19 protein-coding genes are annotated in these 18,883 nt (G+C 33.8%); 3 read left to right on the top strand and 16 right to left on the bottom strand.

The annotated features are described in order from the left end of the window. Positions 1-49 precede the first annotated feature (49 nt). The 8 genes from ACFPM4_RS01985 to ACFPM4_RS01950 form a co-directional block, all read right to left on the bottom strand. Positions 50-1,789: a glycoside hydrolase family 2 protein gene (locus tag ACFPM4_RS01985; protein ID WP_144927965.1), complete on the bottom strand. Its 1,740-nt coding sequence runs from the start codon at positions 1,787-1,789 to the stop codon at positions 50-52. 165 nt (positions 1,790-1,954) lie between these two features. Continuing rightward, positions 1,955-2,194, bottom strand: a complete 240-nt coding sequence (locus tag ACFPM4_RS01980; RefSeq protein WP_144925702.1) for a glutaredoxin family protein — start codon at positions 2,192-2,194, stop codon at positions 1,955-1,957. Further along, a complete protein-coding gene (ytxJ, locus tag ACFPM4_RS01975; protein WP_144925705.1) occupies positions 2,187-2,516 on the bottom strand; it encodes a bacillithiol system redox-active protein YtxJ in 330 nt (109 codons plus the stop codon). Before ytxJ ends, ACFPM4_RS01980 begins: the two co-directional genes overlap by 8 nt. A 223-nt stretch (positions 2,517-2,739) precedes the next feature. Beyond that, entirely contained in the window at positions 2,740-3,210 is a 471-nt protein-coding gene (locus tag ACFPM4_RS01970) for a hypothetical protein (RefSeq protein ID WP_382347100.1), read from the bottom strand. Positions 3,211-3,233: 23 nt separating this feature from the next. Then, positions 3,234-4,313: a Ger(x)C family spore germination protein gene (locus tag ACFPM4_RS01965; protein WP_382347097.1), complete on the bottom strand. Its 1,080-nt coding sequence runs from the start codon at positions 4,311-4,313 to the stop codon at positions 3,234-3,236. After that, positions 4,310-5,416: a GerAB/ArcD/ProY family transporter gene (locus ACFPM4_RS01960; protein WP_382347094.1), complete on the bottom strand. Its 1,107-nt coding sequence runs from the start codon at positions 5,414-5,416 to the stop codon at positions 4,310-4,312. The genes ACFPM4_RS01965 and ACFPM4_RS01960 overlap by 4 nt, the downstream gene beginning before the upstream one ends. After that, positions 5,417-6,919, bottom strand: coding sequence for a spore germination protein (locus tag ACFPM4_RS01955; protein ID WP_382347091.1), 1,503 nt, complete (start codon positions 6,917-6,919; stop codon positions 5,417-5,419). A 93-nt stretch (positions 6,920-7,012) separates the two neighbouring features. After that, entirely contained in the window at positions 7,013-8,050 is a 1,038-nt protein-coding gene (locus ACFPM4_RS01950) for a metallophosphoesterase family protein (protein WP_144925717.1), read from the bottom strand. Positions 8,051-8,248: 198 nt separating this feature from the next. On the opposite strand from ACFPM4_RS01950, the gene guaC reads away from it, so the two are divergent. After that, positions 8,249-9,232: a GMP reductase gene (gene guaC / locus ACFPM4_RS01945; protein ID WP_144925720.1), complete on the top strand. Its 984-nt coding sequence runs from the start codon at positions 8,249-8,251 to the stop codon at positions 9,230-9,232. A gap of 268 nt (positions 9,233-9,500) precedes the next feature. Here the strand turns inward: guaC and ACFPM4_RS01940 are convergent, their stop codons facing one another. Beyond that, positions 9,501-10,136: a DUF3889 domain-containing protein gene (locus tag ACFPM4_RS01940; protein ID WP_382347086.1), complete on the bottom strand. Its 636-nt coding sequence runs from the start codon at positions 10,134-10,136 to the stop codon at positions 9,501-9,503. A gap of 172 nt (positions 10,137-10,308) precedes the next feature. Between ACFPM4_RS01940 and ilvA the strand changes: the two genes are divergently transcribed. Then, complete coding sequence (gene ilvA / locus ACFPM4_RS01935) at positions 10,309-11,514, top strand: threonine ammonia-lyase (protein WP_144925726.1); 1,206 nt, start codon at positions 10,309-10,311, stop codon at positions 11,512-11,514. 26 nt (positions 11,515-11,540) lie between these two features. On the opposite strand, the gene ACFPM4_RS01930 is transcribed toward ilvA, so the two are convergent. From ACFPM4_RS01930 to ACFPM4_RS01920, 3 genes are all read right to left on the bottom strand, one after another. Beyond that, entirely contained in the window at positions 11,541-12,512 is a 972-nt protein-coding gene (locus ACFPM4_RS01930) for a hypothetical protein (protein ID WP_382347082.1), read from the bottom strand. Further along, positions 12,509-13,000, bottom strand: coding sequence for an RNA polymerase sigma factor (locus ACFPM4_RS01925; RefSeq protein WP_144925731.1), 492 nt, complete (start codon positions 12,998-13,000; stop codon positions 12,509-12,511). Before ACFPM4_RS01925 ends, ACFPM4_RS01930 begins: the two co-directional genes overlap by 4 nt. A gap of 110 nt (positions 13,001-13,110) precedes the next feature. Next, a complete protein-coding gene (locus ACFPM4_RS01920; RefSeq protein ID WP_186324808.1) occupies positions 13,111-13,851 on the bottom strand; it encodes a sulfite exporter TauE/SafE family protein in 741 nt (246 codons plus the stop codon). 137 nt (positions 13,852-13,988) lie between these two features. On the opposite strand from ACFPM4_RS01920, the gene ACFPM4_RS01915 reads away from it, so the two are divergent. Continuing rightward, entirely contained in the window at positions 13,989-14,876 is an 888-nt protein-coding gene (locus ACFPM4_RS01915; RefSeq protein ID WP_382347078.1) for a LysR family transcriptional regulator, read from the top strand. Between the two features lie 6 nt (positions 14,877-14,882). Here the strand turns inward: ACFPM4_RS01915 and ACFPM4_RS01910 are convergent, their stop codons facing one another. The 4 genes from ACFPM4_RS01910 to ACFPM4_RS01895 all read right to left on the bottom strand — a co-directional run bounded on the left by ACFPM4_RS01910 (position 14,883) and on the right by ACFPM4_RS01895 (position 18,866). Next, positions 14,883-15,635, bottom strand: a complete 753-nt coding sequence (locus ACFPM4_RS01910; protein WP_382347075.1) for a carboxylesterase family protein — start codon at positions 15,633-15,635, stop codon at positions 14,883-14,885. A gap of 162 nt (positions 15,636-15,797) precedes the next feature. Continuing rightward, the gene (locus tag ACFPM4_RS01905) at positions 15,798-16,739 is read right to left on the bottom strand and encodes a Gmad2 immunoglobulin-like domain-containing protein (protein WP_382347072.1); all 942 of its coding nucleotides are present in this window, start codon (positions 16,737-16,739) and stop codon (positions 15,798-15,800) included. Between the two features lie 94 nt (positions 16,740-16,833). Beyond that, positions 16,834-18,186, bottom strand: coding sequence for a sensor histidine kinase (locus tag ACFPM4_RS01900; RefSeq protein WP_382347069.1), 1,353 nt, complete (start codon positions 18,184-18,186; stop codon positions 16,834-16,836). Next, complete coding sequence (locus ACFPM4_RS01895) at positions 18,183-18,866, bottom strand: response regulator transcription factor (RefSeq protein WP_382347066.1); 684 nt, start codon at positions 18,864-18,866, stop codon at positions 18,183-18,185. Before ACFPM4_RS01895 ends, ACFPM4_RS01900 begins: the two co-directional genes overlap by 4 nt. Positions 18,867-18,883: the final 17 nt, after the last annotated feature.

Here is an 18,883-nt window from a genome sequence, read left to right as displayed (position 1 = left end):
TAAGAAAAAACCCATTACCTTCATGAAAGAGTAATGGGTTTCATAAAGCCTAATTTTTAATTGTTACTTCTTCTTCAATTGCTGCTCTCTGGCTGTTAATAGCTCGAATAATAGCTGGATCAAATTTTGCTTTACGTTCATACGTATAAAGACCATTTACTTCTTGTTCCACATCATACAGTTGAGTGTAACAAAAAGCACATATCGCTTTATTTTTCAGTAGTGTCTCTGTTAAGCCCTTATATCTCTCTAAAAACTCTTCTTCAGATTTTGGGCGATTTCCATAACCCCATCCTTCATCGTTTCCTGGCTGCCACCATATCCCACCGTACTCACTAACAAAATATGGTTGCCCTTCATAACGTTGGCGATGAGGGAATGTTACATACGCTTCTCCCCCCTCACCCATTGCGCGAAATTTCTCTGCGAATTTTTCTACATCTTGTTCATAATCATGAATATCAAATATGTCTGTTACAACATGGAAATTTCCACTAGTGTCAATCACTGGACGAGTTTTATCTAAGGCTTTTGTTACCTCGTACGTAATACGTAAAACCTCATCATCTTGCTTTGTTCCATTTAGATCCCATGTTTCATTAAAAGGGCACCATCCAACTAAAGCAGGACTGTTAAAATCACGATCAACTGCTTCTATCCATTCCGGTAAAAATCTTGATAGACCTTCTGCATTCGTTATATTTAGGCCCCAGTTTGCATGTTCTCCCCATACAAGATAGCCCATTTGATCTGCCCAGTATAAAAATCTCGGTTCAAAAACTTTTTCATGTAACCTTGCACCATTGAATCCTAATTCCATCGATAATTCAATATCTCTTTTTAATGCTTCATCCGATGGTGCAGTATAAATTCCATCAGGGTAGAAACCTTGATCAAGAACAAGTCTTTGGAAAACAGGCTTTTCATTAATGTATATTGCTTTATCACGAAGAGAAACGGTCCTCATTCCAAAATAACTGGAGACATGATCAATTGGCTGACCATTGTATAATAATGTAATCTCTAAATCATATAATTCCGGCTTCCCTGGCTCCCATAAATGTACCTCTGAAACTATTAAATCTCCTTGTGCTAGATTACCATTTACAGATAAAGTACGATTACCAACTTCGGTTCCTTTATACAATGCAGTGAGTTCTACCTGTAGATTTTCTGATTTTCTATCAACTTCTAGTTCAATATTAACAGAACTATCTTTTGGATTTGAAATATACTTTGCTTTCTTTATATAGCTTTTAGGAACAGCTTCCAACCACACAGTTTGCCATATTCCAGTCGTCCTCGTATAGTCACATCCTGCAGAATAGTAGCCTGCACTTTGTTTCCCACGAGGTTGTAAACCTGAACGATTATCATCTACTGCATTTACAGTTAGTACATTGTTTCCATTTTTTAATAGATCCGTAATTTCAAATGAGAATGGTGTATAACCACCACGGTGTTTTCCAACCTCTTTTCCATTTATCCAAACAGTAGTTTCGTAATCAACTGCACCAAAATGTAGTAAGATTCTTTTATCTTTCCAATTTTCCGGTATATCGAATTCTCTCCTATACCAAACTGCAGCCATAAAATCTTTATAGCCAATACCAGAAAGTTCACTTTCAGGACAAAACGGAACATTTATCTGATCTGCTAGACTTGAAGCCTCGTATAGTTTTCGGTCTTTACCACTATTGCCATGATCAATTTCAAATTCCCATTTCCCATTTAAATTTTTCCAATCATCTCTTACAAACTGTGGTCTTGGATACTCTTGCCTATACATTGTAGTGCCTCCTTTTCATTAGTAACTTACAAGTCTAGGAAGTTTCATTCAAGGTCATATGTAAGCGCTATACTCATATGATATGGTTAATTCAATATACATTCAATAGTAAATTTGGTATGAATATAATAATAAAAAAAGAAGTTGCCATGGTGGCAACTTCTTTTATGCTTTTGCTTTCGCTATTAATTCTTTTAGTTCAGGATTAAAGCCTTTTACGGCTTGATCACCAAAGACAGTAACAGGTACTCCCATAAATCCAAATTTCTCAACTTCTTGCTGGTATTGTTCACTCTTCATTACATCTCTTACTTCAAAAGGTATTCCTTCTTCAGTTAACATTTGTTTAACAATATTGCATTCTACACAACCATCTGTTGAATATACGATTACTTGCTTACTCACCTACAACAGCCTCCTTAATAGAAGATCTTGTAATTTTCCAGTGAGATGTATTCCATATTACTTTACCATCTTCTATTAGAAAGATTTGTGGTGATTCGTGTTTAATGTCAAACTTTTCTGCAATATGATTAGAAACTGGGCGGTCCTCAATTACAAATACTTGCGCTGCATCAACATTCGTTTCTTCTACAAATGATTGAAATTCTTCATGTGCTTTTGCGCTAATTGGGCAAGTTGTACTATGTTTGAACAGTATATGTTTCCCTGGTTGCTCTACAAAATTATTTAATTCCTCTATGCTTTTTAATTGTTTAACAGGCATTGATGACACCATCCTTATAAAATATAAATTCATATAATCAACAATACTGTAGCATAGTTAGAGGTAGAATTCTAATGATTGGTTTATTATGTATGAATAATATGAAGTTAGTGAAATGTTAAATAGTGGTTAAGGGAAGATTTAATACTTGGATAAATTGTTAAAAAAGGAACAAATTAATGATAATCCGGATAGACCAATATTACCAATAATGTTACACAATTTATTTTACAAATCGTTCCAATGTTTTCTTAATAATGTACCCAACTAATAAACCTGGAATGACAGAAAGAATTGGTAACCATACAGGTCCCAATTTAATACTAAATACTTTAAAAATCGGTGAGTAAATACATCCTACAGTTACAAAATATGCTGTAACGACAAATGGAATAGAAGAAAATCGCCCCTTTCCACCACCTGCATCTCTCCAAGCATCCCACATAGCGTAAAAATATAAACACGGATAGAACATTAGCCATTGATAATCAGTAATGTTTATCGCTTCTTCAATCTTTCCATGAAAGCTTAATAAAATTATTTGATTAAAATTGGATTTAACATTGATAAGAAATTCAAGAAATACAAATAAGAACCCCTTAATGATTTTTCCATTCAAAATTTGTCCAAACCCTGGTAAGGCTATGCTCCAAAATATTTTATCTACGTGGTGATGTTTCTTACTTAGTTCCATTTAACACTATCCTTATCTTTTATTTATTCAATAATTCCTGATCCTATAATCGTAACTTCAGGTTTAATTGTAACTTGTAAGTTTGGGTATAATTCATACCATTTGTCCTTATCCCACTTACGAGTTCTTGACCTTATTTGTTCACCCATTCCAAGAGGATCGATGTGATGTTCTTGGAATTTGCGAATCATTTCTTCACTAGTTTCTTTTAAGTACTTTTCAACATCTTTCTCTAATTTGTGTATTTTATTGCCTGTAAGGTGTTTATCGCTATATTCACGAATGATTGCTTTCATTTTTAATGTGATAATGATTTCGGAAGGTTTCATTGGTTGTGAAATATTATATTTTCTTTTAGAACTGATATTGAATATGGACAGTTCTTCATTCTCTGGTAATCGTATGGAGAATGTTTCGTGATTACTTTTATGTTCAAGCAATGCTTTAAACAGAAAAAAGTCGTCTTCTCGTAAAGTATCAACCAATTTATCATCTTTAAATAAGCCGATTCCTGAAATATTAACAGTATCCTCTTTTTGTTTTATAATCGGAAGCCAAGCATCCATCCCATCTGAATATAAAGCATAGTTAAAAAGGTGAAAGTTAGTTTTTGGAAGTAAACCTGTTTCAATATTTTGTTCAATCAAATTAGATAGAAAAAGACCATTATCAATTTTTCCATACTGCTTACTTAAAATTTCCTTTGGATTGCCTTCCAAAATACCTAAGTATATTTTTGATCCAATTGATGGATTACGTATAAATTGATCTAGTAGCTTTGAAATCCCTCTTTCCGATAAATTCTTATCATATAAAATAACCTCTATCTTTCCAGCAACATATGGCTTCTCTGATTGTAGATTTATATCATTTTGAATTTCTTTTGCCATTGTATCCTGTACTGTGAAAATTTTACTCTTCACACTTTTATCAGGTTGAAAATCTGGATAAACTGCAGTAATTTCTATTATATCTTCATCTAATTCCGCATAACCAAGCGCAGTTATTAACTGCACATCATCTAATACTCTTTGTTGTAGATTAATACAACCTGTTAGGAGAAAAGTGCTCATTAATATTAAAAGAAAGGCATGGACTCTCAAGATTTCTTCCTCCTAAACTTCATGATTACGAAGGATAAAATGCACAAAAGAGGAACATAAATATATAACAGGGCTTGTCCTAGGTATGACATATATTTATTGACCATATCTATATGTTCTCTACTATTAATCAACATGGTTGAAATAAGTAGAATAAATAAAATAATGAGAAGCCCGAGCTTTTGTCGGATATGATACACTTCGTGAAGTGCTTTTGTACTGGCCCAAATGCTTAAACATATATTTGGAAGGATAATTAAAAGCCATGAAGTAATTCCAATGTATTCAAATCTTTCCACGATTGGCATCTCAATAATTTGCCATAAAGATAGTGTTGCCCAAATATGATGACTAATTTGTTTTTCATTGAAATAGCATATGGAAATGATAATAATAAATAGATAGATACATGTCGTTAGTAAGTTTCCAAAATGTGCCCATTTTTGAGATTTTTTTGGATTCTTAATATATGGGTATGCCATGAAAATAACGGAAAATCCTAAATAGGAGAGACTTACATCTCTTGATGCTATTATAATTTCCCCTCCTGAATGATTAAAGACTGGTAGTAAATTACGAAAATTAGCATATTCAATTGGATATAAAAAAGTTAAGTAAATATAAAATGGGATGATTACTCCAAGAAAACAAATTCCAACTACTATCCGAAATCCACCAGAAACACAATAATATACAAGTATGATAAAAATGAATGTAATAACAAATATGTTTATTAATGGGAAGACCCAAACCTGAACAATTTCTAAGTAACTTCGCAATACAATAATCGCTACTAATAGCCAATATATTATCCAAATGGTGTTAAAAAAACCTCCAATCCATTTGCCAAATAATTCATTTTGTATCCTCACCAAATCTTGCTTATGGCGGTTCATAATCGCATACATAAGCCAAATCGTTATATGAATTGCAATCCCAGCCAAAATCACCGCTATCCATGCATCATTTCCAGCTGATTTCATCACAACCCGTTGAAAACCTAGTACTCCTACCCCTACTTGAACAGAATGAACTAAAAAGAATATGAGAAAGGGAGAAATTTGTAGTTGTTTCGGTTCCAATATACTCACCAACTTCCGCAATCAATTCTTTTTAGGATCGTTTGTCTTAATTGCTTTTTTCTTGCTGAATCGACGTGTATTTTCTGATTGTAATGCAATTGGTCTTTTATCCTGAAATGAAATAGGTAAACGGATAATTGCGTCTTTCAGGTCTTGTACACGTGGGGGAAATATTGGTTCTAGAAATGGTCTCCCTATAGATGACAGTCTTAATAAATGGATTAAAAGAAAACAAAAACTTATTGCGACACCAATTAAACCAATATAATGGGCCATTAATAAATAAGGAAAACGAATAAGTCTAATCGTATTACCCATTTGATACACAGGTGTTGTAAATGATGCAAGGGCTGCTAAAGCTACAAATATTAACAAAACATTACTTGTTAATCCAGCCTCTACAGACGCTGTTCCTATTACAATACCACCCACAATACCAATTGTCTGACCAACCTTCGTAGGTAACCGTGCTCCGGCTTCACGCAGTAATTCTATTGTTAATTCTAATATTAATGCTTCTAATATTGGTGGTAATGGGATTGCACTCCGAGAAATAACAAGTGTGCTAATAAGATCTTTAGGAATTAGTTCATAATGGTACGTTATTACCGCAACATATAAGGGTGTAATCATAATAGAGAATAAAACCGCAAAAAAACGAATTATTCGGAAGAACGAAGCTACTGCCCAATTCAAATAATAATCTTCAAAAGCAGAAAAAAATTCAAAAATCGTTGTTGGTGCTATTAAACCATGTGGTGCTCCATCTACTAATATTGCTACTTTCCCTTCTCCTAACACAGCAGCTATTCTATCAGGCCGTTCTGTATCAATTATTTGTGGGAAAGGAGAATGTTGATTATCTTGAATTAATTGCGTTACTGTAGAGGAATCATGGATTTGATCTATCTTAAGATCTGAAATACGTTGGACAATTGTATTAACATTTTCTTGATTTGCAATACCTTCTATAAAGAGAACAGATATCCTAGTTTGCGATAAACTACCGACTATAATTTCTTTAGTCTTTAACAATGAGGTTGGTAATCGCTTTCGGATTAAATTTATATTCATATCTAAAGACTCTACGAAAGATTCTTTAGGTCCAATAACACTAAATTCAACTTCCGGAAGTGATACTTCTCTACCTTTTTCAAGTTTTACATTTACAAGTGCTACTACATCTATGTTATTTGTATCAAAAATAATTAAATATCCTCTGGATACATTTATTTGAATGATAGCTGGATCAGATGTAATAATTATATCTTCAATTGGTATCTCGGAGGATAATGATGAAATTACTTTATATGTTTTTAAAAATGGCAATACATCTCGATGAACCATTTCTGAATCTACTAGTGATTCATAATAGCCTATGCAGAGAACAGCCTTATTTTTTTTTACTGTAAATTGAGTGAAATCATCCGAGTTCACGAAGTTTTGTAACAATGCGTCAAATGAAAGTTCTTGCTGATTTTTGTTATTGTTTAGCTGTTGATTTTGTTTTGACTTCCTCTGCATTTTCCATCTACGCATTATTTTCACCAACTCAACTACTTTACAGGAATATTTACCTATGATGTATCATTTGCAGATTATACGTATATTATGCGATTATTCAACCGTTGAAATTCCAAGATCATGAAATGGAATGATTAAATCACTTTGATTTCGATTATCGTGTCTGTAATCATCATAATGATTTATAGACGGAGAGTATGTTCGAGAAATAATCTTCTTTCCCTTTATATCCACATGCATAAGTCTAATAAAACCAAGTCCACCTTCTTTTAGCTTTTGGTAATCAAATAATAACTGCCATACCTTTCTATCCGGCTTACCATCCCCATTGTCATCAATCGCATCTACACGATGGTTCGCATCATGATAATGACCTGATAATACCATCGATACATTCGAGTTTGGTTTCACAACTTCTTTAAATATTCTCTCTCCATTTTCATTTCGTTTCCCATTAGGAGTAAGAAAATCATGAAAACAAAGAATAGCTCTTTTATCCGGATATTTTTCTAATATTTTGTTCATCCATTGAATGCTTTTAGGTGTAATATCCCACCCCATATATATAAATAATAGATCAATACCTTTTATGGATAGTAAGTCATAATGGCCACGGTTATTCTGAAAACTTTCACCATACCAATCATTTTCTTGAAAACGATTTTTCCCAAAGTAAGTATAATAGGTTTCATAATGTACTTTATCTAATAACATTACATCGTGATTTCCTGCTAATATGCCGTATGGAAGATTTGCTTTATCTAATAATTGATAAGCTTTATTTGCCCTCTTCCACTGCTCTTCATCATACGCAACATTCACGATATCACCCGTATGGATTAAGTATTGAATATTCATTCTTTCACGATTAGCAATTAACCATTTATGAATATTAAGCTGGTGTTCATAGTAGGTTTGATTATAATATTGTGTGTCCGTTTCCCAGGCAAGAGTAAAATCATAGTCTTCCCTGGGAATATCATCAGGATGCCCATAAGGGATACTAGTTTTTTTTGAAAGCTGAGTATAATTTTCCAAAAAGTTAATGTGTGTTTGAGCAGGAATTGTTTGGGGTAAAGTTGTTAGGGCCATTATTATTACTAGCAAATTTGCAAGATTTTTTCGTATCATATATGCCCTCCTATCTTAGAATAACAGTGGTTATAAGTATTATTTTCTATTCAGTTTTTTTTAATCATTTATTGAATTAGTATTTTTTTAGTTCAGTTTAACCCTTTACATTCCAAAATAAATAAGGTACATTACTAAAGGGCGAACAATTATCGCTCATCAATTCATCAACATTCGTGTTTAGGAGTGTATACTATTATGGAAAATGTATTTGATTACGAAGATATTCAATTGATACCTGCAAAGTGTATTGTAAATAGTCGTTCAGAGTGTGACACCTCTGTAACTCTAGGAGGACATACTTTTAAACTTCCTGTAGTCCCAGCAAATATGCAAACAATTATTGATGAAAAAATTGCACTTTATTTAGCCGAAAATGGTTATTTTTATATTATGCATCGCTTTCAACCAGAGAAAAGAATTGACTTCATTAAGGATATGCAATCTCGTGGTTTAATTGCTTCTATCAGTGTAGGGGTTAAGCCTGAGGAATATGATTTTGTGAAGCATTTAGCTGAAGAAGGATTAGTACCGGAGTTTATTACTATTGATATTGCTCATGGTCACTCTAATGCTGTAATTTCAATGATTCAACATCTTAAACAGCACTTACCTCAAAGCTTTGTCATCGCTGGTAATGTTGGAACACCTGAAGCGGTAAGAGAATTAGAAAACGCTGGTGCAGATGCAACAAAAGTCGGAATCGGACCTGGTAAGGTCTGTATTACTAAAATTAAAACAGGATTTGGTACAGGTGGTTGGCAGTTAGCTGCCCTTCGTTGGTGTGCTAAAGCTGCTAGCAAACCAATTATCGCAGATGGTGGAATTCGGACTCATGGTGATATCGCAAAGTCAATCCGTTTTGGAGCATCGATGGTAATGATCGGATCATTATTTGCTGGTCATGAAGAATCACCTGGGAAAACAATCGAAAAAGATGGTAAGTTATTTAAAGAGTATTTTGGATCAGCTTCTGAATTCCAAAAAGGTGAAAAGAAAAATGTTGAGGGCAAAAAAATGTATGTAGAACATAAAGGGGCACTCATCGATACTTTAATTGAAATGGAGCAAGACCTGCAATCTTCTATTTCATATGCTGGTGGTACTAAACTTGATGCCATTCGCAATGTGGACTATGTAGTAGTGAAAAACTCCATCTTTAATGGTGATAAAGTTTATTAATAGGTTCAAAAAGAGTTTTAACAAAGGAATATAGATAAAATTTAAAATCGAACTATCATTTGATAAATAATCAAGATAGTTCGTTTTTTTATTCTGTCTTCGCAATGCTAATTTCACAAGATTAGATTGCCTGCAATACGAATAAAGTTATTAGCGGAGGAAATACACGTAGATTCCTATGTGGAACGAAGTGTATTTCCTTAGCACTATTGATACACATTAACATCCAGTTCATGGTTAAGTCCCCGGCGTTCGAAGATTCTTTTCTTTACAACTCTTCCAAATCAAATGATATAACACGATTTGTTTTTGCATTGTAAATAACATTAGCTCTAACTTTAATATTTTCAGTTGGGGATTGGAGGATAAATTCATACGTTTCTTTTACTTTATCGCCTGATAATTGATTTTTACTAATAAAGTTATAATCTCTAACTACATATTTTGGATAAGCTGTTTCCGTAAGTTCTAATAAATATTTACCCCATTGTTCTTCCTCTAATTCTGGTGATGGAGTTATCTCGATATTAATAACACCAAGATTCAAGTTTGCTCCTAAAGCTTCAAATGCACGTCGATGTAGATTAATTTTATTTGGTGGATAGCCTCGTACTTTATCGACGATCGTTACAACAACTTCCCTTTGACCAGGTGTAGAAATATTTCGGATTTTAAGTGTTTGACCACATTTATATGGGCTATTCTCCCCTACTGCAGCAGTCATAAATAAATTATCTGACCAAGGAATTCCACATTCTGTTACTTGTCCTCCTTCGGTCCATGTTGCCTGCCCTCTTATAGGCTGTTGTCGAGCCCAATGGTCAGGTTGTGAGTAATAAGAAAAATATGGATTATGTCGATAAGGATAATAATATCCTTGCTGGTTGATAAAATGATAATACATATGCCTACCTCCTACAGAAATATAAAATCTTTTTGCTAGCATATGCGATGAAATGGTCTGTGTGTGCCAATTCCATGATTGTTTACCCCTTTCCCTCAAATTCTAAAACGAATAACCTTATTTATTTTGTCAAAACTAACATAATTGTAACGATTCGTTAGGAGAGAAGAATATGATTTCATATCAAGATATTGTAAAAGCAGCTGAATTGATGAGTGGTATCGTACATAAAACACCATTAGATTATTCAAGAACATTTAGTGAGTTTTCTCAAAATGAAGTATATTTAAAACTAGAAAATTTACAGAAGACAGGTTCCTTTAAAGTTCGTGGTTCCTACAATAAAATGATGTCCTTAAAAAAGGAAGATTTAATAAAAGGTGTAGTAGCAGCGTCTGCAGGAAATCACGCACAAGGTGTGGCATACGCAAGTTCGAAGCTTAATATTTCCTCCACAATTATCATGCCGAACGGTGCTCCTTTAAGTAAGATTCAGGCTACAAAAGATTATGGTGCAAAAGTTTTATTACAGGGTAATGGCTTTAATGAGGCTTTAGATTATGCTTTGGAATTAAGAGAACAAACAGGAGCTGCTTTCGTACACGCCTTTGATGATGAAGCTATTATTACTGGTCAGGGAACGGTCGGAATAGAGATAATGGATCAATTATCTGATGTAGATGCGATTGTATGTCCTATTGGTGGTGGTGGTTTAATAGCTGGGATTGCCATTGCTGTGAAAGAGAAAAATCCCTCCATTAAGATCTATGGCGTGGAGGCAAAGGCATGCCCAAGTATGGCGCAGTCGCTTCAGGAAGGGAAAATAACTACTGTAGTTGCAGATCCAACAATGGCAGATGGGATTGCAGTGCAAAGACCAGGGCAACATACATTTGAAATAGTTTCTAAATATGTAGACGATATAATAACAGTCGATGAAATGGAAATAGCACAAACAATGTTAATGCTACTGGAAAGAAATAAGTTGTTAGTAGAAGGTTCTGGAGCTGTTTCCTTGGCCGCTCTAGTACAAAAAAGAATCCCGCTGAAAAACAAGAAAGTTGTGCCGATCATTAGCGGTGGGAATGTAGATGTGAGCTTTATTTCCAGAATTATTGAACGTGGCATGGTAGAATCTGGACGATTTATGCGTTTCCGCACCATCTTAAAAGACAAACCTGGAAATTTAGAAAAGATATTAGAAGTGATTTCAGAACTAAATGGTAATATATTAGATATATCTTTAAGTCACATCGGTGATAAAATATATCCAAACTACGCCCAATTATCAATTTCCATCGAAACAAAAAATCAAGAACATAAAGATGAAATTTATGCTGTATTAAAAACAAAAGGATATGAAACGGAAATGGAGTAACAGCTGCTAAAAAAGCAGCTGTTTCTTTATTTTTCGATTAACTCTTTTAATATGAAGGCAAATTCATCATTTACTTTATGTCGTGATATAAATTGAATATTAGGGTAATAGATTGTTTCCATAAACACACCATTTTGATTATAGATACGAATCAACACAGAGTTGCTTAGCTTGTTGCCTGCAGAACCATTATAAGCTGGTGAGGATTGCCCTCCCCCTTCATCTGAGGTAATACTCTCTTCCTTCTCTACTACTTCATTGTCGCTCGGTTCAAATAAAGTCTCAAAATATTCATTACTAGCATTTTCTAATACGGAATAATATTGATAAAATTCGGAGATAGAGCCTCGACTCGTAATTTCATTTTGTACAGCAAGTTTTCCATCTTCCAAGTACGCGAGAAACTCAATTTTTGCAACATCATCTGCTGAATGTATCCCGTATAGTTCAAGATACGTTCTGACATCTTCATCCTGATTATTCAAATAGCTATCATAATTTAAAAATGCAAAAAGCTTATATTGGTCATTTATTTTTACTGCAACAACTGCCTCACTTCCTGCGGGTAAATATTGATATACATCTTTACCTACTAAATTGGAATCAACGGAAGTGCTAATTGTAGTTATCTTATTACCGATATCTTTTTCATGAATATCATTGGGCAAAGTAAAATTATCCTTTTCCGAATCATGCAACATAGAATAATGTTTATCTCCTATTTGGAATTGATTTGTAATATGTGCGATATGATCTTCCGTATTTCCATGATTAGTATCAAGTGCTAATTGACTGGAATCATTATTATATAGTAGTTTGAATAGTGAAAAGCCACCAGCTATTATAATTAACATCGATGTAATCAAAAGTAGCTTCCTCATAAAGATTGGTTGTTTTTTTAGTTGAGAATGATTGATTATGTTACCCAACATTTTTTGTTTCGCCAATTCATCAGGCTGTATATTTTCAAAAGCATTTTTAATTTCATCTTTTCTCACTCGAAATCACCTTCCATTTGGATTTTAAGGAGCTTTCTCGCGGTAGATAAATAACCTCTAATAGTAGATTCGTTTTTCTTTAGTATTTCTGCTATTTCTACAGAAGAATACCCTTCATAATAGTACATATATACAACAGTTTTATATTTATTAGGTAGATCCATTACCAGCTTTAGTGTTTCGTCTATGATTGGACCATCCTTTTCTGTCACATCAGCTACCTTTTCTAGACTTAAGACCTTTCTCCATCTATTTCGAAAAAAATCTTTACACACATTGGTAGCTGTTCTAATTAACCATGCTTTTTCATGTTCTTCGCTTTGAAATAAGGTGTTATCTCGCATCAGTCTAATGAATGTATTTTGAACCATATCCTCTGTATCATGCTGATTTCTCATATACATTAAGCAAACACGATATACGGTATTTACATGGCGAAAATAAATTTGTGACAGTTCTTCATCCGTACGCAATAAAGAACTTTTCACAATCCCTCCCCCTTTCCTTCACTAATAATACGAATGATAAGACTAAAACGTTGAAAGTATGTTAAAAAGAACCGAATTAAATTTAAATTCGGTTCTTTTTAATATAGTTACTATAGTACTAACAAACAAGCAGCTGCTATAGGAGTAGCAATCATACCTGTTTTTAAGAGTTTTTGAGGTGCACGTTTAGTAAATTTTGCTCCTATATACGACCCTGTCATCGTTCCAATTAATACGGTAAATAATAATTGAAAATCTAAGCTGCCAGCCCAAAAGTACCCTGCTCCTCCAGCAGCTGCTATTGGCAAGATAATAAGCATCGATGTTCCTGCTGCCATTCGCATTGGAAGTCCAAGCAACAACATTAATCCTACTTGAATGAATGGTGTTGAACCAATCCCAAATGTTCCGGATAGGAATCCTGTTACAATTCCGATTAATACAGAAAGTATCCAATAACGCGTTGTTTTATTGTCTAGTTGTACATATTGATCGGAAGCTAAAACTAACCGCAAAAATAAAGCGACACTAGATAAGACGAGCATTCCAGCTGTGAACCATCCAATAATTGATTCTGGAATTGCAAATGCAACTCTAGTCCCAAAATAAGCTGCTATTGCTCCTGTAAGTCCAATAATAATTCCACTTTTTATATCGGTATTTCTTTCACGGATTTGGCTTACTGTACCAGATAATGTAGTAAACATCATTGCTGCTAGTGCTGTCCCCATTGCAATATGGATCGGATAATCAAATATGACTGTTAAAATAGCAATCATAAAACCGGAACCACCTGCTCCGATAAAACCAAGTAGCATTCCGGTAATAAACATCATTAAAATTAATTCCATTATTTCCAATCTATCCATCTCCTCAAAAACAGCTTCTATATATCTATTTTTATATTAATTTGAATTTATCATATTGTCTAATGTATTATTTATATAGGATTAATGCATTTTATGCATGAAAGGGAGCTGGTTAGAAAATGGAATGGCAGCAATTGGAATATTTTCATACAGTTGCAAAGGTTCAACATTTCACAAAAGCAGCTGAAATACTGTCTATATCACAACCTGCATTAAGTCGATCTATTGCAAATTTAGAAGCTGAACTCGGGGTCCCATTGTTTGACCGTGAAGGACGAACAGTTCGCTTAAATCGCTATGGCGAACGATTTAAAACACGTGTCAGCCGTGCATTGAAGGAAATTTCCGATGGTAAAGAAGAACTCAGTAACTTACTACATCCCGATTATGGAGTTGTGGCATTTTCTTTTCTTAAATCTTTAGGTATTTTTGCTGTCCCTACTTTATTGAATCAATTTTTACAAGAAGCACCACATATTCGTTTTCAATTATACCAACAGGCAACTAATGTTATGCTAGATCAATTAGAACAAGGAGAAGTTGATTTTGTACTGTCATCCATGACAGAAACGAGGAAATCGGTAGAATGGAAATATTTATGGGAAGAAGAAATTTTCGCATACGCCCCGATGCATCACCCTTTAGCAAATAAAGGAGAAATACATATTCATGAATTGGAGAATGAGGCTTTCATAGCAATTAAACAAGGATATGGGTTGCGGACAATTGCAGATGAGTTATTTAACCAAGCACAAATTACACCAAATATATTATTCGAAGCAGATGAAGTTGTAACAGTACTTGGTTTCGTTACTGCCGGTTTAGGAATTTCGCTGTTACCAGATATCACTAAACTTGATTATAGTAATGTAGTCCGGCTCCGAATTAAAGACTCGGGGAGCCGGAGAAAAATTGGATTAGCATGGAAATCAAATGGATATTTATCACCAGCAGCAGAACGTTTTCGTGATTTCCTTTATAAACGCTACGCGGACAATATGGAATAAATGGATTTAGCTTTTCTTCCCTTTAACTTGCTGAAATACCCAATCAATTAGCTCTGGATTGTTATAAGCAGGTACCCAGGATCCATGATTATACCCTTTATCTACCGAATACTCGGTATAAATTGGATTTCCACCTGCTTCCCTAATGCTATTAATAATATTGCGAGAATAAGAAACAGGAATTATTCCATCATCTTCTGCATGGAAATTCCAGAGCGGTTTATCAACTAGTAATTCAGCTTTTTCAGGATCGCCACCACCAGCTATAGGAACCATAGCAGCAAACAAGTCAGGATATGCCATATTTAAATTATATGTCCCAAATCCACCTTGAGATAATCCTGTTACATATAAACGATTATTATCAATATTGTACTCTTCCACTACATTCATTAGTATCTCATGTGCCATTTTCAAGTCATCGCTTATCTCAAATGCTCGGCGCAGATTAATTTCTGTTGGTTTTTCCGGATCACGAGTTAATCCAAAGCCACCATCCGCTTCGTCACGTGATTGTGGAGCTAAAACAAACGCTGGATTTTTCTTTTGGTTCTCAGAGGTTGTCCATACTAATGCACCATCATTTATAAGAATGTGCCTTTCATTATCGGTTCCTCGTTCCCCTCCACCATGCAAAAACAATACGAGTGGGTAAGATTCTTGATCGTTATAATTTTCTGGTATAAAAAGCCGATAAGGCATCGTTTTATATGTAAGACGTAAAAATTTTGAAGCGAGTAATTCTCTATTATATTCCATTGCATTCATCACCCTTTTTCATTTTTCAGAATTCAAATCTAAGTTTATCATAATTTATTAAAATCATTGCGTCCAATGCATAAATGGAATAAAAATAATGCATATAAGGTATTAATACAATAAAAAATTACCTGTTCCAATTAAATGAAACAGGTAATGTACTTATTTTATTATTTTCAAAGGTATTATTAATTCATTTATTCTCGAACCATCTTTCGCACTTTCTTCATATAATACAACTAATCCTGTTTCATAAGCTACACCATTGACATCTATCGTAATTTCAAATTCTCCCCATTCTGGGGCACCCTTAGTTGCAGTCGTGAATCCTTCATCTAATATAAAGTGACCATCTTCAAATTCGTACATGATAACCCCTTCAAAAACTCGTGCTAACCCCCTTATTACAATCTTATCTTTTACTTCTGTGTGTGGTGCAGGTTCAAAAATACGGAATGCAATATTTTGCACCACTATCGTCCGCGGGTCTTTATCTTTTATCCACTGATAATTATCTGGATCACCTGCTACCAATGGCTCCGCTGTAAATAAATGTCCAATAATAGATTCTACTATTTGCCCTTCAACTAGAATTTGTGTCTGCTCAAATCCAAATTGTTCCATGATCATCACAATCTGTTCAGCAAACATTAATTCCCCTGTAGAGCCTAGGTTGCTTTTAGTGATCTCTTCTGAAAAGCTAACATATGCAACACCGTCTTTATTTTCAACATATTCTATCATAACATCAGGATGAATTAATCCGTGCAATTCATCATGACTTGGCCCTTTAATCCAAGCTTCTAGTGCTGATTTAGCTATGTTAAGTGGATTATTATCTTCCACAGTTATATTTGCTTTGACGCGATACGTATCCATTAAGTCATTGTCAGAAAAGTAAAGAATAACTTCTTTTTCAATAATGGGATTTGTTTTTCCAGGTGTTGGTGATAAGTTTGATTCATCTAATTCATCTTCTGTTTTGTTATCACTGTTCTTATCTATTTGCTCAGGTGGATTTGTATTTACACTTTTTTGTGCACATGCTACTAATGTGAAGAAAAATACAAGTACGATAAGAATCCATTTGCAAATCGTCTTCATTTTCTTACACCCCCTATATGATGATTTAGTTCTCACCATAATGTATAACTTGTTTGTATCACTACAGTTGATGAATTGTAACAATTTTGTTACCTCATAATATTATTCTTATACATGTTCCTTGTTCCAGCTCAGATTCAATTTCTATCCTGCCTTGATGACTGTCAACCATTTGTTTAACTATGGACAAGCCAAGTCCACTACCTTCTTGATTCCACTCAGTTGCATCATTCACGCGAAAAAATGGTTCAAAAATATGGTTTATATCTGCATCGGATATTCCTATCCCTTGATCACATATGGAAATTATGCAGTTTTCACTCCACTTTTTTACACTGATTGATACAATGCTGCCGTTCGGTGAATATTGGATGCCATTTGCAACAAGATTATCTAGAGCGTGCAAAAATAACGATCTATCAACATATATTGAGATATCTTCCATCTCAAATTGGAGGTAAATTTGTTTTGATTGAGACAAATATTGAAATGTTGTATGAAGATGACTTTTAATATCATGGGTGGTTATTTTTTCTTTCTGTATAAATTGGTCCTCTATCTTGGTTATTTGTAATAGTTGCTCGACCATGCGTTTCATTTTCTTTACCTGTATCATTAGATCATGTATGAATTCATGAAAAGATTCATCATTGTCTCGAACATAAGGTAAATTTTCTAATATTAAATACATTGTTGTTAATGGTGTTTTTAATTCATGAGAAGAAGTACTTAAAAAGCGCCGCTGTCTAGCATCATAAATATTAAGTTGCTCAACCATGCTTTGCATTGCTTTAATAAGTTCTTTTATTTCATCATTGTGAGGATAATTTAAGTAAAAGTTCCGCCTATATGGTGTGATGGTTTTTAATCGAAGTATTATTTGACGAATGGGCAATGTAAACCATCTTGAGACAAAATAAGCGATGACAAAAAACACTAAAATGACACTAAGTAATGTGATAATTAACCATTTTTGAAAGGATTTTATCTCTTCGTATAATTCGTTTGCATCATGTATTATTAATAAATAACCATCCTTATTTTCTGACAGTGGAATCATCGTATATTGCACATATCCGTAAGGCGCTGTTTTGATAAAAATAGATGCAGGAAAACTATTCTTATCTAAAATAGCCAAGTTTAGTTTTGCGTCTTCCTGTAATTGCTGAAAACTATCTGCAAAAATTTTTTTAGTCTCATCCAGAATAATTAATCTACTATTTAATTGTTTGCTATATGATTTTAAGTAACCCATCGTACGTAGAGGTGAATCTGGATAAGTGTCTGCTAATCTTTCATTAATTGATAAGGCTTTTGCAATTGCTACCTCCGTGTACCCCGTCTGAAGTTGTTTCTCATAAGTAATTGTAACGATAAAGTACAAGATAATTTCTACAGATAAAAATATAGAGGTACATATAATCCACAGACGAAGGTGGATCCTCATACTGTTTCTCCAAAACGGTACCCCATGCCTCTGACTGCATAAAAATATTTCATTCCAGATAAATTTAATATCTTTTTTCGTAAACGACTTATTGTAACATCAACCGTTCGTTCACTAAACTCCAACGATCCACCCCACACTTTTTCATATATGAACTCTCGTGAATACACATTATTGGGTCTTTGTAAAAATATCTCGATTAACTTATATTCATTTGCAGTGAGATGGATCATACGTTCACCAAATAAAAGCAATAGTTTCTCTCTATCTAATATCAAACCTTCATAATATATTTGTGATGATAATTTGTTCTCATCTTTAAATTGATTTCTTCTTGATACTGCATGAATTCTGGCTAACAATTCTCGTTGATCAAATGGCTTCACAATATAGTCATCCGCACCAAACTCTAATCCGAGAATTTTATCAATAATTTCACCTTTTGCAGTTATCATAATAATTGGCACATTTGAGACTGCTCGTATTTGCTTACATAATTGTAATCCATCTTTTTTAGGCAAAGTCCAATCTATTAAAATTAAATCATATGATTTTTTTTGGAAGGAGTTCCACCCTGCCTCTCCATCATACTCAATGTCAACTAAATATCCTTCTCGCTCTAAGAAGAATGCTATATTTTTAGCTAATATTTTTTCATCTTCAATTAATAATACATGCATCCCTAGCCACTTCCTTC

Source organism: Lederbergia graminis (assembly GCF_042655485.1).
Taxonomy (GTDB): Bacteria; Bacillota; Bacilli; order Bacillales; family Bacillaceae_C; genus Lederbergia; species Lederbergia graminis.
Note: the sequence above shows the minus strand (reverse complement) of the source record. Positions and strands in the feature narration are given on the sequence as shown.

Coding starts and splice junctions, on each gene's coding strand:
- ACFPM4_RS01940 (WP_382347086.1), bottom strand. CDS start 10,136: ATGTATTATCATTTTATCAACCAGCAAGGATATTATTATCCTTATCGA.
- ACFPM4_RS01905 (WP_382347072.1), bottom strand. CDS start 16,739: ATGAAGACGATTTGCAAATGGATTCTTATCGTACTTGTATTTTTCTTC.
- ilvA (WP_144925726.1), top strand. CDS start 10,309: ATGATTTCATATCAAGATATTGTAAAAGCAGCTGAATTGATGAGTGGT.
- ACFPM4_RS01910 (WP_382347075.1), bottom strand. CDS start 15,635: ATGGAATATAATAGAGAATTACTCGCTTCAAAATTTTTACGTCTTACA.
- ACFPM4_RS01950 (WP_144925717.1), bottom strand. CDS start 8,050: ATGATACGAAAAAATCTTGCAAATTTGCTAGTAATAATAATGGCCCTA.
- ACFPM4_RS01955 (WP_382347091.1), bottom strand. CDS start 6,919: ATGCAGAGGAAGTCAAAACAAAATCAACAGCTAAACAATAACAAAAAT.
- ACFPM4_RS01900 (WP_382347069.1), bottom strand. CDS start 18,186: ATGAGGATCCACCTTCGTCTGTGGATTATATGTACCTCTATATTTTTA.
- ACFPM4_RS01895 (WP_382347066.1), bottom strand. CDS start 18,866: ATGCATGTATTATTAATTGAAGATGAAAAAATATTAGCTAAAAATATA.
- ACFPM4_RS01920 (WP_186324808.1), bottom strand. CDS start 13,851: ATGGAATTAATTTTAATGATGTTTATTACCGGAATGCTACTTGGTTTT.
- ytxJ (WP_144925705.1), bottom strand. CDS start 2,516: ATGCCTGTTAAACAATTAAAAAGCATAGAGGAATTAAATAATTTTGTA.
- ACFPM4_RS01970 (WP_382347100.1), bottom strand. CDS start 3,210: ATGGAACTAAGTAAGAAACATCACCACGTAGATAAAATATTTTGGAGC.
- guaC (WP_144925720.1), top strand. CDS start 8,249: ATGGAAAATGTATTTGATTACGAAGATATTCAATTGATACCTGCAAAG.
- ACFPM4_RS01985 (WP_144927965.1), bottom strand. CDS start 1,789: ATGTATAGGCAAGAGTATCCAAGACCACAGTTTGTAAGAGATGATTGG.
- ACFPM4_RS01915 (WP_382347078.1), top strand. CDS start 13,989: ATGGAATGGCAGCAATTGGAATATTTTCATACAGTTGCAAAGGTTCAA.